Raw genomic sequence first — 16,878 nt, forward strand, 5'->3', positions numbered from 1 at the left:
TCGAACAATTGATAAAAATCAATTATTCGCCTTTATTTTTTTTAATAATTTCTTCTGAAACAGACTTCGGTACTTCTTCATAATGATCAAATGTCATTGAGAATGTTCCGCGTCCTTGAGTGTTAGAACGTAATGCTGTCGCATAACCGAACATTTCAGAAAGTGGAACCATAGCGCGAACAACTTGTGCGTTACCGCGAGCTTCCATACCTTCTACACGTCCACGACGAGATGTTACGTCACCCATGATGTCTCCCATGTACTCTTCAGGAATTACAACTTCAACTTTCATCATTGGCTCAAGAATTACTGGGTTACATTTAGAAACCGCAGCTTTAAGTGCCATAGATGCAGCGATTTTGAACGCCATCTCAGATGAATCGACATCATGGTAAGAACCGTCAACTAATGCTGCTTTAATGTCAACTAGTGGGTAACCAGCTAGTACACCATTTTTAAGTGAGTCTTCAAGACCCGCTCCAACAGCTGGGATGTATTCACGTGGAACTACACCGCCGACGATTTTGTTTTCGAATTCAAATCCTTTACCTTCTTCGTTAGGTGCAAACTCAATCCAAACGTGACCGAATTGTCCACGTCCACCAGATTGACGAGCAAACTTACCTTCAACTTTCGCAGCAGCGCGGAAAGTTTCACGGTATGCTACCTGAGGAGCACCAACGTTCGCTTCGACTTTGAATTCACGGCGCATACGGTCAACGATGATATCAAGGTGAAGTTCACCCATACCAGCGATGATAGTTTGGCCAGTTTCTTGGTCAGTGTGAGCACGGAATGTTGGATCTTCTTCAGAAAGCTTAGATAATGCTGTACCCATTTTATCTTGGTCAGCTTTAGATTTTGGTTCGATAGCTACAGAGATAACTGGCTCTGGGAATTCCATAGACTCAAGGATAACAAGGCTCTTCTCGTCACAAAGAGTATCACCAGTAGTAGTATCTTTTAAACCTACAGCAGCAGCGATATCACCAGCGTAAACTGTTGAAATCTCTTCACGGCTGTTAGCGTGCATTTGTAGGATACGTCCTACACGCTCACGCTTACCTTTAGTTGAGTTTTTCACGTATGATCCAGAGTTTAACACACCAGAGTACACACGGAAGAACGTTAACTTACCAACATAAGGGTCAGTCATGATTTTGAATGCTAAAGCTGCGAATGGTTCTTCATCGCTAGACTTACGTTCTACTTCTTCATCTGTATCCGGAAGAGTACCTTTAATAGCAGGTACATCTAATGGAGATGGTAGGTAGTCGATAACTGCGTCTAACAGAATTTGAACACCTTTGTTTTTGAATGCAGAACCACAGATTACTGGGAAGAATTCTACAGAAGTTGTAGCCTTACGGATACCAGCTTTAAGCTCTTCTACAGTGATTTCTTCACCTTCTAGGTACTTCATCATCATTTCTTCATCAAGCTCAGCTACCGCTTCAATAAGCTTTCCACGGTATTCTTCAGCTAGTTCTTTGTGCTCTTCAGGAATTTCGACACGCTCGATGTCTGTTCCTAAATCGTTACCGTACATGTAAGCACACTCTTCAACAAGGTCAATGATACCATTGAACTCATCTTCAGCACCGATTGGTAACTGAATTGGATGTGCGTTTGCTTGTAAACGATCGTGGATTGTTCCTACAGAGTATAAGAAATCTGCACCGATCTTATCCATTTTGTTAACGAATACGATACGAGGTACACCGTAAGTAGTAGCCTGACGCCAAACAGTTTCTGTTTGTGGTTCTACACCAGATTGTGCATCAAGTACTGCTACCGCACCATCAAGTACGCGTAAAGAACGTTCTACTTCTACTGTGAAGTCTACGTGTCCTGGAGTATCAATGATGTTTACACGGTGACCTTTCCATTGAGCTGTAGTTGCAGCAGAAGTAATTGTGATACCACGCTCTTGCTCTTGCTCCATCCAGTCCATCTGAGATGCACCTTCATGAGTTTCACCGATTTTATGAATACGTCCTGTGTAATACAGAATACGCTCAGTTGCTGTTGTTTTACCAGCATCGATGTGAGCCATGATACCAATATTACGAGTGTTTTCTAAAGAGAACTCTCTTGTCATTTGGTGTCTTGCTCCTTCCATATATGGATTGGATTTTTTATTTTAAGTAGCAAAAAAGCCACTTTATATTGTTACATATGCCAGTGTCCAGTACCCTCATTATGTAAAACGAGCGCCCAACGAAAGGGAGAGGCATTCTCCCTCTCCACACTTCCATAAGCGACAAATAAAGCGGTTTATGCATACATTTATTTTACGTTGAATCCTACCAACGGTAATGAGCAAATGCTTTGTTAGCTTCTGCCATTTTATGAGTGTCTTCACGTTTCTTAACAGATGCACCAGCGTTGTTAGCTGCATCTAGGATTTCGTAAGCTAGACGCTCTTCCATAGTTTTTTCACCACGAAGACGAGCATAGTTTACTAACCAGCGAAGACCTAAAGTTGTACGGCGTTCTGGACGAACCTCAACTGGAACTTGGTAGTTAGCACCACCAACACGACGAGCGCGTACTTCAAGAACAGGCATGATGTTCTTAAGAGCTTGCTCGAATACTTCCATTGGTTCTTTATCTGAACGTTCACGAACGATATCGAAAGCGTTATAAAGAATTGTTTGAGATTTACCTTTTTTACCGTCAACCATCATTTTGTTGATAAGGCGTGTTACTAGCTTAGAATTGTACATTGGATCTGGTAACACGTCACGTTTCGCAACAGGTCCTTTACGAGGCATATTGAGTTCCTCCTTTCATTATAAGTTTATTATTTTTTAGCAGGTTTTGGTCGCTTAGTACCATATTTAGAACGTCCTTGCATACGTTTGTCAACACCAGCTGTATCAAGCGCTCCACGAACGATGTGGTAACGTACCCCTGGTAAATCCTTTACTCGACCACCGCGAATTAATACTACGCTATGCTCTTGTAAGTTATGACCGATACCTGGGATGTAAGCTGTAACTTCAATACCGTTTGTTAAACGTACACGAGCGTATTTACGTAACGCTGAGTTAGGTTTCTTTGGAGTCATTGTACCAACACGAGTACATACACCACGTTTTTGAGGTGCAGAGATATCAGTTGATTTTTTCTTTAAAGAGTTAAATCCTTTGTTTAACGCAGGTGATTTAGATTTCCATACTTTATCAGTACGACCATTTCTCACTAATTGGTTAATAGTAGGCATTTGATTATCCTCCCTTCGCATGTTTGTATGACCACATATCCAGGTGGTTCATTATTAGTTGAAAACAAAGTTTTTGCAAGGAAGAGCAAATGCTCTCTCCTCACAAAAACAGTTTTAACTTATTATTCCTATTGCTGAAGCTCCCACTTGAATCCCCGAAACTTTTCCAAGCTTACGAACTGATTCAACCTTTGTTATGGGTATGTTATGTTGCAAAGCAGTGCGAATGATAACATGGGTTAACCGCACATCAGCATCTTCTGCAATAACAACTTCTTTAACTATACCATTTTTGATTGCTTCCAATGTGCGTTTATGACCAACGACTACATTTTCAGCATTTGACACTTTTTGATAAGACATATAAATATCCTCCAAAGCATCGTTCAGGAGCAACCTTGATTATAGTAACATTTTGACTCATACAATGTCAACTAGGATTAGATGTTTTTATACAAAATTTACGACGGAAAATTTTACTGTTCCACATAAATCTCATCGTTTTCTACATTCATGTTATCTTGTGTTGTTTTTACAAGATCCACTTTGCGATAACGATTCATACCTGTTCCAGCAGGAACAAGTTTACCGATAATAACGTTCTCTTTCAATCCTAGAAGCTCATCACGTTTACCTTTAATTGCTGCATCAGTTAAGACACGAGTTGTTTCTTGGAATGATGCTGCAGATAAGAATGAATCAGTTTCAAGTGAAGCTTTTGTAATACCAAGTAGAACAGGTCTAGCTGTCGCTGGTTGTTTACCTTTCAGTAACACCTTCGCATTCGCATCAGTAAACTGATGGATATCTAGTAATGTTCCTGGTAATACGTCTGTTTCACCTGCATCACTTACACGAACTTTACGTAGCATTTGACGTACCATTACCTCTACGTGTTTGTCACCAATTTCTACCCCTTGCATACGGTATACTTTTTGAACTTCACGTAATAAGTATTCTTGAACTGCTGTAATGTCCGTTACTTTTAGTAATTCTTTCGGATCAATAGAACCTTCTGTTAACTCTTTACCGTGGCTAATTGGCTGTCCTGGAGTTACTTTCAGACGAGCACCGTAAGGAATAGCATACGTACGAGCTTCAACTTCACCCTGTACAACTACTTCTTGGCGATCTTTAACATCGTTGATCGCTGCGATAACACCGTCGATTTCACTGATAACTGCCTGACCTTTCGGATTACGAGCTTCGAAGATCTCTTGGATACGAGGTAAACCTTGAGTGATATCATCTCCGGCAACCCCACCTGTATGGAATGTACGCATCGTTAACTGTGTACCTGGCTCACCGATAGATTGAGCTGCGATAATACCTACCGCTTCTCCTACTTCTACGTCTGTACCAGTTGCTAAGTTACGACCGTAACACTTCTTACATACACCATGGCGAGTGTTACACGTAAACGCTGAACGAATATTTACAGTTTCAACACCCGAATTTTCAACGATATGAGCGATATCTTCAGTAATTAATTGGTTTTCACTAACTAATACTTCACCTGTTTCAGGATGTTTTACAGTTTTTCTTGCAAAACGTCCAACAAGACGATCATATAATGACTCAATTACTTCATTACCCTCTTTAATCGCACCAATTAATAGACCACGATCTGTTCCACAATCATCTTCACGGACAATTACATCTTGTGCAACGTCTACAAGACGACGTGTTAAGTAACCAGAATCGGCAGTTTTAAGTGCTGTATCGGCAAGACCTTTACGCGCACCATGCGTAGAGATGAAGTACTCAAGTACTGTTAAACCTTCACGGAAACTCGATTTGATTGGAAGTTCGATGATACGCCCAGATGGATTGGCCATCAGACCACGCATACCAGCAAGCTGAGTAAAGTTAGATGCGTTACCACGGGCACCTGAGTCACTCATCATGAAGATTGGATTGCGTTTATTCAAGGATTTCATCAGTTTTCCTTGGATAACATCTTTTGCATTACTCCAAATAGAGATAACGCGATCGTAACGTTCTTCTTCCGTGATTAAACCGCGACGGAATTGTTTAATTACATTATCTACTTTTGCTTGTGCTTCGTGGAGAATTTCATCTTTTTCGCCTAATACAAGAATGTCAGATACCCCAACTGTAATACCAGCTTTTGTAGAGTACTTGAACCCTAAGTTTTTCATACGGTCAAGCATGCGAGACGTTTCTGTAATTTGGAAACGTTTGAACACTTCCGCAATGATGTTACCAAGGATCTTCTTGCTAAATGGCGCCACTTCTTCGCGACTAGCAATAATTTCTTTAATGTTCGCACCTTTTTCAACGAAATATTCCGCTGGTGTTTCTTTTTCAAGGTTTGAGTTTGTCGGTTCATTAATATAAGGGAACGACTCTGGTAAGATTTCGTTAAATATTAATTTACCAACTGTTGTTAATAGAAGCTTACCTTTTTGCTCTTCAGTAAACGTTACGTTATTTACTGAACTTGCAGCAACTGCAACACGTGTGTGCAGATGTACATATCCATTTTGATATGCAAGTATTGCTTCGTTTGCATCTTTGAAGACCATACCTTCACCGATTGCGCCTTCACGCTCAAGTGTTAAGTAGTAGTTACCTAATACCATATCCTGAGATGGAGTAACAACTGGTTTTCCGTCTTTTGGATTCAAGATGTTTTGTGCCGCTAACATAAGAATACGAGCTTCTGCTTGTGCCTCTGATGATAACGGAACGTGAACCGCCATTTGGTCACCGTCAAAGTCCGCGTTGTATGCAGTACATACAAGTGGGTGAAGACGAATTGCGCGACCTTCTACTAATGTAGGTTCAAACGCCTGGATACCAAGACGGTGAAGTGTTGGTGCGCGATTTAGAAGTACTGGATGTTCTTTAATCACAGATTCTAAAACGTCCCAAACTTCAGGGTGTACACGCTCAATTTTACGTTTCGCACTCTTAATGTTGTGTGCTAACCCTTTTCCAACTAATTCTTTCATAACAAAAGGTTTGAACAGTTCAAGCGCCATTTCTTTCGGTAATCCACATTGGTACATCTTTAAGTTCGGTCCTACAACGATTACAGAACGACCAGAGTAGTCAACACGTTTACCTAATAAGTTTTGACGGAAACGTCCTTGTTTACCTTTAAGCATGTGAGATAGTGATTTTAATGGACGGTTACCTGGTCCAGTTACTGGACGGCCACGACGACCATTATCAATTAATGCATCTACAGCTTCTTGTAACATACGTTTTTCGTTTTGAACGATGATGCTTGGAGCACCTAGGTCCAATAGACGTTTTAAACGGTTGTTACGGTTAATTACACGACGATATAAGTCGTTTAAGTCAGAAGTAGCAAAACGTCCACCATCTAACTGTACCATTGGGCGTAGTTCTGGTGGGATAACTGGTAGAACATCTAAGATCATCCAAGATGGTTCATTTCCAGAGTTACGGAATGCTTCTAATACTTCTAGACGTTTAATAGCACGAGTACGGCGTTGTCCTTGTGCTGTTTTTAATTCTTCTTTTAAGAAGTCTACTTCTTTATCTAAATCAATGTCTTGTAGTAGCTTTTTAATCGCTTCTGCACCCATAGCAGCTTGGAATGTGCTACCATATCGATCACGATATGCACGGTATTCTTTTTCAGAAAGTAATTGCTTCTTATCAAGTGGTGTATCTCCACTTTCTGTTACAACATAAGAAGCGAAATAAATTACTTCTTCAAGCGCGCGAGGGGACATGTCTAAGACAAGTCCCATGCGGCTCGGGATACCTTTGAAATACCAAATATGAGATACAGGAGCAGCTAATTCAATATGACCCATACGTTCACGACGTACTTTTGCACGCGTTACTTCAACGCCACATCGATCACAAACTACACCTTTATAACGTACACGTTTGTATTTTCCGCAATGACATTCCCAGTCCTTTTGTGGTCCGAAAATACGCTCACAGAACAAGCCATCTTTTTCAGGCTTTAACGTACGATAGTTAATAGTTTCTGGTTTCTTAACTTCACCGTATGACCAAGAACGAATCTTGTCAGGTGAAGCAAGTCCAATCTTCATATATTCAAAGTTATTTACATCTATCAAGGGGCCTACCTCCCTTTTAGTCTACAGGTTATCCCAATTATTCCTTAGTTGTCTCAACTTCGACATTCAATTTATCTGCTGATTGATGATCATCGTCATCTTCTGTATCACGCATTTCAATTTCTGTATCGTCGCTAGACATCATTTTAACGTCCATACCTAAACTTTGCAGCTCTTTAATCAATACTTTGAATGATTCAGGAACGCCTGGTTCTGGAACATTTTCGCCTTTAACAATTGCTTCATAAGTCTTAACACGTCCAACAACATCATCAGACTTCACTGTTAAGATTTCTTGAAGAGTATAAGCAGCACCGTAAGCTTCAAGTGCCCAAACCTCCATCTCACCGAAACGCTGTCCACCGAACTGAGCTTTACCTCCAAGAGGTTGCTGCGTTACAAGTGAGTATGGTCCAGTAGAACGAGCATGAAGTTTATCGTCAACCATGTGCGCAAGTTTGATCATATACATGACACCAACAGATACGCGGTTATCGAATGGTTCACCAGTACGTCCGTCATACAGGATTGTTTTCGCGTCATTTGCCATACCAGCTTCTTCAATTGTGCCCCAAACATCTTCCTCACGAGCACCATCGAATACTGGTGTTGCAATGTGAATGCCCAGGTATCTTGCTGCCATACCAAGATGAAGCTCTAATACCTGACCGATATTCATACGAGATGGTACCCCTAATGGGTTTAACATGATATCGATTGGCGTACCGTCTGGTAAGTAAGGCATATCTTCTTCTGGTAAAATACGAGAAATAACACCTTTGTTACCGTGACGTCCGGCCATCTTGTCACCTTCAGAAATTTTACGTTTTTGAACGATATATGCACGTACAAGTTGATTCACGCCTGGTGGCAATTCATCGCCATCTTCACGGTTGAATACTTTTACGTCTAAGATAATACCGCCACCACCGTGTGGTACACGTAGTGATGTATCACGTACTTCACGCGCTTTTTCTCCAAAGATAGCATGTAATAGACGTTCTTCAGCTGTTAATTCTGTTACACCTTTAGGTGTTACTTTACCAACAAGTAAATCTCCATCTTTTACTTCAGCACCAACGCGAATGATACCGCGCTCGTCAAGGTTACGTAATGCGTCTTCCCCAACATTTGGAATGTCACGTGTAATTTCTTCTGGTCCAAGCTTCGTATCACGAGCTTCTGATTCATATTCTTCAATATGAATAGAAGTGTACACATCATCTTTTACAAGGCGCTCACTCATGATGATCGCATCCTCGTAGTTATAACCGTCCCAAGTCATGAAGCCAACAAGCACGTTACGTCCAAGTGCTAGTTCACCTAATTCCATAGAAGGACCATCCGCAAGGATTTCACCTTTTACAACTTCATTTCCAACACTTACGATTGGACGTTGGTTGTAACAAGTTCCTTGGTTAGAACGAATGAATTTTTGCATTTTGTAGCGATCTAAGTCGCCTTTTACTGTTTGACCGTCAACTTCTACATAGCGACGTACCCAAACTTCACGTGCTTCTACGCGCTCAACAACACCAGGATGTTTACAGATTACTGCAGCACCTGAGTCTTTTGCTGATACGTACTCCATACCTGTACCTACAATCGGAGATTCCGGATTCATTAACGGAACCGCCTGACGTTGCATGTTCGCTCCCATAAGTGCGCGGTTAGAGTCATCGTTTTCTAAGAACGGAATACAAGCTGTCGCTGCCGACACTACTTGTTTTGGAGATACATCCATGTAGTCGATGCGTTCTCTATTTGTGACAATGTTTTCACCACGGAAACGAGCTACGATATCTTCACTTAGGAATTCACCTTCATCAGATAATTTCATATTCGCTTGGGCTACAACATAGTTATCTTCTTCATCTGCTGTTAAATAATCAACATGCCCTGTTACAAGACCAGTTTCTGGGTCAACACGACGATATGGTGTTTCAATGAAACCAAACTCATTTACTTTCGCGAACGAAGATAATGAGTTAATCAAACCGATGTTTGGTCCCTCTGGTGTTTCAATCGGACACATACGACCGTAGTGGGAGTAATGAACGTCACGTACTTCAAAGCCTGCGCGCTCACGCGTTAAACCACCAGGTCCTAATGCAGATAGTCTTCGTTTGTGAGTTAACTCTGCTAATGGATTTGTTTGGTCCATGAACTGAGATAACTGAGAACTTCCGAAGAACTCTTTAATAGATGCAATAACAGGACGAATATTAATTAGCGCCTGTGGTGTAATTGCATTTGTATCTTGGATCGACATTCTCTCACGAACAACACGTTCCATACGAGAAAGACCGATACGGAATTGATTTTGTAATAGTTCTCCAACAGAACGCAGACGACGGTTTCCTAAATGGTCAATATCATCTGTATCCCCTACTTTGTATAGTAGGTTGAAGAAGTAACTGATAGAAGCAAGGATATCACCTGGTGTGATGTGTTTCACATCACGAGTAATATTTGCATTACCAATTACATTAATTACACGTTCGCCTTCCGACTCAGGAGCATAAATCTTAATAGATTGCAGCTCAACATCGCCTTCTACCACTCCACCCATTGGTTTCGCTGTTTTGAATCCAATGTTTTTCTCTAAGTAAGGTAAAATGCGATCAAGTGTACGACGATCTAAGATTGTTCCTTCTGCCGCTAAAATTTCACCAGTTTCTGGATCCACTAATGTTTCAGCTAAACGTTGATTAAACAATCTGTTTTTAATGTGTAACTTCTTGTTGATCTTATAGCGACCTACATTTGCTAAATCGTAGCGCTTTGGATCGAAGAAACGAGACACAAGTAAGCTCTTAGCATTTTCTACTGTTGGTGGTTCACCAGGACGTAGACGCTCATAAATTTCAAGCAATGCTTTTTCTGTACTATCTGTGTTGTCTTTTTCTAATGTGTTGCTTAAGTATTCGTTATCACCTAAAAGCTCGGTGATTTCTTGATCAGAGCCAAACCCTAATGCGCGTAACAAAACAGTTACAGGAAGTTTACGCGTACGGTCAATACGCACATATACAACATCCTTAGCATCTGTCTCATACTCTAACCAAGCTCCGCGGTTTGGAATTACAGTAGCAGTAAAACCACGTTTTCCGTTTTTATCCACTTTGCCACTATAGTATACGCTTGGAGAGCGAACTAACTGGGAAACGATAACACGTTCTGCACCGTTAATTACGAATGTTCCAGTCTCTGTCATGAGTGGGAAATCTCCCATGAACACATCTTGTTCTTTTACTTCACCAGTTTCCTTGTTGATTAGACGCACTTTTACACGAAGTGGTGCTGCATACGTCACATCACGCTCTTTGCATTCGTCTACAGAGTATTTAGGTTCACCTAAGCTGTAGTCGATAAATTCAAGCGATAGATTTCCCGTAAAGTCTTCAATCGGAGAAATGTCTTGGAACATTTCTCGCAAACCCTCATCAAGAAACCACTGATAAGAAGAGGTTTGAATTTCGATAAGATTTGGTAACTCTAATACTTCACTAATACGGGCATAACTTCTTCGTTGGCGGTGGCGTCCGTATTGAACTAGTTGACCTGTCAACTGCTTCACCCCTCAAATCATGAGTATTATAAATGCACAAAAAAATTTGTGCAAAATCACAAATAAATACAACTACTGCTATTAGCGTAGTCTTTTTCTCTTAAAGATAAATACGTTGAGTCTTTCTACCTGCTCAAAAAAGAAAAATGGCTTCTATAAGAAAACCATCATTCTGTTTCATAATCTGCTGATTTTACTATCTTTTCCAAGAGAAACAAAAATATACATCTTTCTCAACGCAGAAAATCATATATTGGCATTGTATAATGTTAACATAGCCAAAAATAACCGTCAACGTTTTTTTGATTTTATGATATAATATCCTTTTTTCTTTTCTACAATCTCAACTTCAGAAAATACTTCTTCTAGTTTTTTCAGCGCAGATGGTGCACCTTGCTTCTTTTGAATAACAATCCAAAGTTCTCCACCTGGAACTAAATACTCCACAGCTTTTTCTAAAATCTCATGTACGATATCCTTACCCGCACGAATTGGAGGGTTAGATAGAATAGCAGCATACTCGCCATCTACATTTTCATAGACGCTACTTTGAAAAATACGTATATTCTCGATTCTGTTATTAGCGGCATTTTCTTTCGCAAGCCCAAGCGCCCTTTCATTCACATCCACCATGTGAACTTCACAACCTTGAAACTCTTTCGCTAACGACAAACCAATAGGACCGTATCCACAACCTACGTCTAATATATCACCTTTAATATCCGGCATTTGAAACGCTTCAATTAAAAGACGAGAACCAAAGTCCACCTCGTTTTTCGAAAACACCCCATGGTCAGATAAAAAAGTAAATTGAGATCCACGAAGTGGAAATTCCCATCGTTTACGATCACTTTTACTAGAAGGGTCGTTAGAAAAATAATGGTCTGCCATATGGCCACCTCTTTTCTTTACAGTTAAAAAAAAAGCTCGCATGAGAGCGAGCTTTTTTTAAAGCATCAAAAGTTAATTACTTAACTTCTACAGCAGCGCCAACTTCTTCAAGTTTAGCTTTCATTTCTTCAGCTTCCTCTTTAGAAACGCCTTCTTTGATTGCTTTTGGAGTGTTGTCAACTAATTCTTTAGCTTCTTTTAAGCCAAGACCAGTGATTTCACGTACAGCTTTGATAACTTTGATTTTTTGAGCGCCAGCACTTGCAAGTACTACGTCAAACTCAGTTTTTTCAGCAGCAGCTTCACCAGCGCCACCAGCTACAGCTACAGGAGCAGCAGCAGTTACGCCGAATTCTTCCTCGATAGCTTTTACTAAGTCGTTAAGTTCTAATACAGTCATAGATTTAACTGCTTCAATGATTTGTTCTTTAGTCATTGTAAATATCCTCCCTTAAATAGGTTTGTATTGTTTTATAGATAACAAGTAATTATCTTTTAAAAAATTAAGCGCCTTGCTCTTCCTTTTGTTCTGCAACTGCTTTAGTAGCAAGTGCAAGGTTACGGATTGGAGCTTGAAGAACGCTAAGAAGCATAGAAAGTAAGCCTTCACGTGATGGAAGAGTAGCGATTGCTTTAACCTCATCAAGTGTTACAAGTTTACCTTCGATTACGCCTGCTTTAATTTCTAAAGCTTCATGTTTTGTAGCGAAGTCGTTTAATACTTTCGCAGGAGCAACTACATCCTCGTTACTGAACGCGATTGCGTTTGGTCCTGTTAAGAATTCGTTTAACTCAGCCATTTCAGCAGATTCTGCAGCACGACGAGTTAGAGAGTTTTTGTAAACTTTGAACTCAACGCCAGCTTCACGTAATTGCTTACGTAATTCTGTTGCTTCAGAAACTGTTAAACCACGGTAGTCAACAACAATTGTAGATTTACTAGCACGAAGTTTGTCCGCGATTTCAGTTACAACTTGTTGTTTAGTTTCGATTACTTTGCTCATGTTATTACACCTCCTGTAGATTATATAGAAGATGTACCGAAAGTGCACTAAAAACCTCCATGCCCAACTTGTAGACATGGAGGCATATAGTCACAGAAAAAAATTCCGTTTCGTATATTAACACCTAGGTAGGAAATTAAGTCTATTGACACCTACTGTCTACGGTACACTATTTAAATTCACAACATAAATGATTATATTAAATCTTCTTTATGAAGTCAACTTCCAATTTTTACGCTAATGTAGAAACGTCTACGCGTACGCCAGGTCCCATTGTAGAAGCAACTGTTACGTTCTTCATGTAAGTACCTTTTGCAGCAGATGGCTTAACTTTTAATAAAGTGTCAGCGATTGTTTTGAAGTTTTCTACTAATTTAGCATCTTCGAAAGATACTTTACCGATTGGAACATGGATGTTACCAGCTTTATCAACGCGGTATTCAACTTTACCAGCTTTGATTTCGTTAACAGCTTTAGTTACATCGAAAGTAACTGTTCCAGTTTTAGGGTTTGGCATTAAACCTTTAGGTCCTAATACGCGACCAAGTTTACCAACTTCACCCATCATGTCAGGAGTTGCTACTACTACATCGAAATCGAACCAACCTTGTTGGATTTTACCGATGTAATCAGTATCGCCTACGAAGTCAGCGCCAGCAGCTTCAGCTTCTTTAGCTTTTTCACCTTTAGCGAACACTAATACACGTTGTACTTTACCAGTACCGTGTGGAAGAACAACTGCACCACGGATTTGTTGGTCAGCTTTCTTAGGGTCAACACCTAAACGGAATGCAGCTTCTACAGTTGCATCAAATTTAGCTGTGTTTGTTTTCTTTACTAATTCTACTGCTTCTGTTGCAGAGTAAGCAGATGCACGATCAACAAGCTTTGCAGCTTCTACGTACTTTTTACCTCTTTTAGCCATTTTTATTTCCTCCTCGAATGTGGTTTTAGCGGAATAACCTCCCACGTTTACGCCTGTTTTCAGGTATAACCTGAGGATGAGCGCCATCCATTTATTTAAAAACAATAATCATTTACGATAATAAAGGTTGCGAATTGGAATTCCAGACCCGCAACCTTTTTTAAAAACAAATCGAATTAGTCTTCGATAACGATGCCCATACTGCGTGCAGTACCTTCAACCATACGCATTGCAGCTTCTACGCTAGCAGCGTTTAGGTCAGGCATTTTAGTTTCAGCGATTTCGCGTACTTTATCACGCTTAACAGTTGCCACTTTATTACGGTTTGGTTCACCAGAACCAGACTCAATACCAGCTACTTTCTTAAGAAGAACAGCAGCAGGAGGAGTTTTAGTAATGAAAGTGAATGAACGGTCCTCAAATACCGTAATTTCAACAGGGATGATAAGACCAGCTTGATCTGCTGTACGAGCGTTAAACTCTTTACAGAAGCCCATGATGTTAACACCTGCTTGTCCTAATGCTGGACCAACTGGTGGAGCTGGGTTAGCTTTACCTGCAGGAATTTGAAGCTTTACCATTTTAATTACCTTTTTAGCCACGAGACACACCTCCTTAAGTCCGTGATGTGGTCAATTGGACAGTGATTTGCCCTCCCACGTCATATTTTATCTGTAAGGATAAAATCTTTCAAAAAACGTCTCCGATAACGAAGACGTACTGACTTAAAAGATATTATCACTTTTTACAATTCATTTCAAGTTTCATTTTATAATTTTTCAATTTGATGGAAGTCAAGTTCAACTGGAGTCTCGCGACCAAACATGTCCACAAGTACGCTAACCTTTTTCTTCTCCACATCAATTTCTTCAATAGCACCTGTATAATCTGCGAATGGCCCCTCATTTACACGTACTGTCTCATGAAGTTCAAAGTCGAAATCAACCACTTCGTTGTCCATTCCCATATGTTTCATAATGGTAACAACTTCCTCTTCTAATAGAGGTGATGGTTTAGATCCAGAACCAGAAGAACCAACGAACCCAGTTACACCCGGCGTGTTACGTACAACATACCAAGAATCATCAGTCATGATTAATTCTACTAATACATAACCTGGGAACACTTTTCTTTTCATTAATTTTTCTTTTCCGTTTTTCATTTCTACTTCTACTTCTTCCGGGACAACAACACGGAAAATTTTATCTTGCATACCCATTGATTCTACACGCTTCTCTAGGTTTGCTTTTACTTTATTTTCATATCCAGAATAAGTATGGACAACATACCAACTTTTTTCCATTCATTTAGGACGAGCGTCCTTCCCTCCCTGACGTACATTTTTTTGCGCAAATGAAAAAACCCGTTCACCGGGCTTTTACACAGTTCTTATAAATAACATTATATCATGGATAAGTGCTTCTTATTCAAGAATTAACCAAGAATTAACCGAATTAAAGAAGAAATGCCCATATCAACTACTGCGAAGAAAATCGCAAAGAACACAACTGTAGCAACAACAGTCGCTGTTGAGCGGAGTAATTCATCTTTTTTAGGCCAACTTACTTTTTTCATTTCGCGACCTACATCGCCGAAAAAGTTCGTTAAACGCATCTGCGGGACCTCCAGTGTATTATTTCAATTATTTATTTTGTTTCCTTGTGAACTGTATGCTGATTGCATGTTTTACAAAACTTTTTTATTTCAAGTCGCTCTATTGAGCTCGTATCTTTCATAGTAGAGTAGTTTCGATTTTTACACTCTTCACATGAGAGTACAACTTTTTTCCTCATTAGTTACACCAACCTTGTAACATTATGTCCCTAAAAATGTATCATACAATAAAAGACAATGTCAATGACATGCATTTTGTACTGTCTACAAAAGAAAACAGGTGATTTATTTTACACCTGTTGCACTTGTTATTTGTTATGAATTTAAAGTTGTACTTTCTCGCATTTCCATATATCGTTCCAATTTCCTCTTCACCCGCTGTAAAGCGTTATCAATAGATTTCACATGTCTGTTTAACTGTTCTGAAATCTCTTGATAAGAACGCCCATCTAGATATAAAGAAAGTACTTTTCTTTCTAAATCGCTTAATAATTCTGATATTTTTGATTCTATGTCTGTATATTCTTCTTGGCTAATAATCATCTCTTCAGGATCAGTTACCTTCGCTTCAGAAATAACATCCAATAATGTTCGATCAGATTCCTCATCGTAAATCGGCTTATCTAAAGACACATACGAATTTAAGGGAATATGTTTTTGCCTTGTTGCCGTTTTAATAGCGGTAATAATTTGTCGAGTGATACACAGTTCAGCAAATGCTTTGAATGAAGACAGCTTGTCCTCTTTATAATCACGAATTGCTTTAAACAATCCTATCATACCTTCTTGAACAATATCTTCTCGATCGGCACCCACTAAAAAGTAAGATCTTGATTTCGCGCGAACAAAGTTCTTATATTTGTGAATTAAATATTCTAGAGCGTCAGTATTACCTTTTCGAACTAACTCAACGATTGCCTCATCCTCTAAATCACGAAATGTAACGTCGCCTACACTTACGAAGCCTGCTTCCACCTTGATCCCTCCGACCGCTATTTATTTAGCAATATTATACAGTAAAAAGACAAAGAGCGTCAATGCTTCAACGCTCTCCTCTTCTTAATTTTTCTAATTTTTCTGTAATATCTTTACTAAATATCTTTCGCATGGCGGGTTGCTGTTCTTTCGTGTCTTTTGTACGCCTTCTTACTTGTTGCTCCATTGCCTGTACTTCCAACTCTAATTCACGCGCAGATTTCCGAAGGGCACCTTGCGCAAATATAACCCATTGTTCCGTGTAATCAGAAGTCGCAACATATATTCGTGTATTTATATTTCTAAGCTCTATCGCAAGTTGCTCTATCTTTTCGTCTGCAGTTTGATTCTTTCGTGTGAATATTACTTCCACACGAGATTGTTTCATCTTTTTTTCAATACCATGTACTGTATAGGCATCAAAGACTATCATCACTTTTGTACCTGTATAACCTTGATAATCCGCCATCTTATCAATAAGTGCATCTCTTGATGATTGTAAATCTACATCCCGCAGTTTCTTCAAATCTCCCCAAGCTCCGATAATGTTGTAACCGTCAACGATTAAAATATCGTTCATC

16 protein-coding genes and 1 other annotated feature are annotated in these 16,878 nt (G+C 39.7%); all 16 genes read right to left on the bottom strand.

Annotated elements, in window-relative coordinates; genetic code table 11:
* Positions 1–22: 22 nt before the first annotated feature.
* The 16 genes from fusA to AC1Q8M_RS27180 all read right to left on the bottom strand — a co-directional run bounded on the left by fusA (position 23) and on the right by AC1Q8M_RS27180 (position 16,877).
* A complete protein-coding gene (gene fusA, locus AC1Q8M_RS27105) occupies positions 23–2,101 on the bottom strand; it encodes an elongation factor G (RefSeq protein ID WP_000196384.1) in 2,079 nt (692 codons plus the stop codon).
* 205 nt (positions 2,102–2,306) lie between these two features.
* Entirely contained in the window at positions 2,307–2,777 is a 471-nt protein-coding gene (gene rpsG / locus AC1Q8M_RS27110; RefSeq protein WP_001137492.1) for a 30S ribosomal protein S7, read from the bottom strand.
* 29 nt (positions 2,778–2,806) lie between these two features.
* Positions 2,807–3,229, bottom strand: a complete 423-nt coding sequence (gene rpsL, locus AC1Q8M_RS27115) for a 30S ribosomal protein S12 (protein WP_001142341.1) — start codon at positions 3,227–3,229, stop codon at positions 2,807–2,809.
* A 114-nt stretch (positions 3,230–3,343) separates the two neighbouring features.
* Positions 3,344–3,592, bottom strand: coding sequence for a 50S ribosomal protein L7ae-like protein (locus AC1Q8M_RS27120; protein WP_000121833.1), 249 nt, complete (start codon positions 3,590–3,592; stop codon positions 3,344–3,346).
* A gap of 113 nt (positions 3,593–3,705) precedes the next feature.
* Complete coding sequence (gene rpoC / locus AC1Q8M_RS27125; RefSeq protein WP_000567943.1) at positions 3,706–7,317, bottom strand: DNA-directed RNA polymerase subunit beta'; 3,612 nt, start codon at positions 7,315–7,317, stop codon at positions 3,706–3,708.
* Between the two features lie 37 nt (positions 7,318–7,354).
* Positions 7,355–10,888: a DNA-directed RNA polymerase subunit beta gene (rpoB, locus tag AC1Q8M_RS27130; protein ID WP_000147553.1), complete on the bottom strand. Its 3,534-nt coding sequence runs from the start codon at positions 10,886–10,888 to the stop codon at positions 7,355–7,357.
* 291 nt (positions 10,889–11,179) lie between these two features.
* Positions 11,180–11,779 (bottom strand): class I SAM-dependent methyltransferase, encoded by a 600-nt coding sequence (locus AC1Q8M_RS27135; RefSeq protein WP_000763269.1) that lies wholly within the window; start codon positions 11,777–11,779, stop codon positions 11,180–11,182.
* Between the two features lie 76 nt (positions 11,780–11,855).
* Complete coding sequence (gene rplL / locus AC1Q8M_RS27140) at positions 11,856–12,215, bottom strand: 50S ribosomal protein L7/L12 (protein WP_000159737.1); 360 nt, start codon at positions 12,213–12,215, stop codon at positions 11,856–11,858.
* A 67-nt stretch (positions 12,216–12,282) separates the two neighbouring features.
* A complete protein-coding gene (rplJ, locus tag AC1Q8M_RS27145) occupies positions 12,283–12,783 on the bottom strand; it encodes a 50S ribosomal protein L10 (RefSeq protein WP_000048718.1) in 501 nt (166 codons plus the stop codon).
* Between the two features lie 39 nt (positions 12,784–12,822).
* Positions 12,823–12,966, bottom strand: a sequence feature (ribosomal protein L10 leader region).
* Positions 12,967–13,015: 49 nt separating this feature from the next.
* Positions 13,016–13,708 carry a 50S ribosomal protein L1 gene (gene rplA / locus AC1Q8M_RS27150; RefSeq protein WP_002094239.1) on the bottom strand — a complete coding sequence of 231 codons (693 nt, stop codon included), beginning with the start codon at positions 13,706–13,708 and terminating at the stop codon, positions 13,016–13,018.
* Positions 13,709–13,884: 176 nt separating this feature from the next.
* The gene (gene rplK, locus AC1Q8M_RS27155; RefSeq protein ID WP_001085872.1) at positions 13,885–14,310 is read right to left on the bottom strand and encodes a 50S ribosomal protein L11; all 426 of its coding nucleotides are present in this window, start codon (positions 14,308–14,310) and stop codon (positions 13,885–13,887) included.
* A gap of 167 nt (positions 14,311–14,477) precedes the next feature.
* On the bottom strand, positions 14,478–15,011 hold the full coding sequence (gene nusG / locus AC1Q8M_RS27160) for a transcription termination/antitermination protein NusG (RefSeq protein WP_000415794.1): 534 nt from the start codon (positions 15,009–15,011) through the stop codon (positions 14,478–14,480).
* A gap of 131 nt (positions 15,012–15,142) precedes the next feature.
* On the bottom strand, positions 15,143–15,322 hold the full coding sequence (secE, locus tag AC1Q8M_RS27165; RefSeq protein WP_001241323.1) for a preprotein translocase subunit SecE: 180 nt from the start codon (positions 15,320–15,322) through the stop codon (positions 15,143–15,145).
* Between the two features lie 32 nt (positions 15,323–15,354).
* Positions 15,355–15,501: a 50S ribosomal protein L33 gene (gene rpmG, locus AC1Q8M_RS27170; protein WP_014481927.1), complete on the bottom strand. Its 147-nt coding sequence runs from the start codon at positions 15,499–15,501 to the stop codon at positions 15,355–15,357.
* Positions 15,502–15,637: 136 nt separating this feature from the next.
* Positions 15,638–16,297, bottom strand: a complete 660-nt coding sequence (locus AC1Q8M_RS27175) for an RNA polymerase factor sigma-70 (protein ID WP_000387198.1) — start codon at positions 16,295–16,297, stop codon at positions 15,638–15,640.
* A gap of 67 nt (positions 16,298–16,364) precedes the next feature.
* Positions 16,365–16,877, bottom strand: a complete 513-nt coding sequence (locus tag AC1Q8M_RS27180; protein WP_000997887.1) for an NYN domain-containing protein — start codon at positions 16,875–16,877, stop codon at positions 16,365–16,367.
* Position 16,878: the final 1 nt, after the last annotated feature.

It is taken from the genome of Bacillus sp. GW823-FHT06A10, from assembly GCF_058795375.1.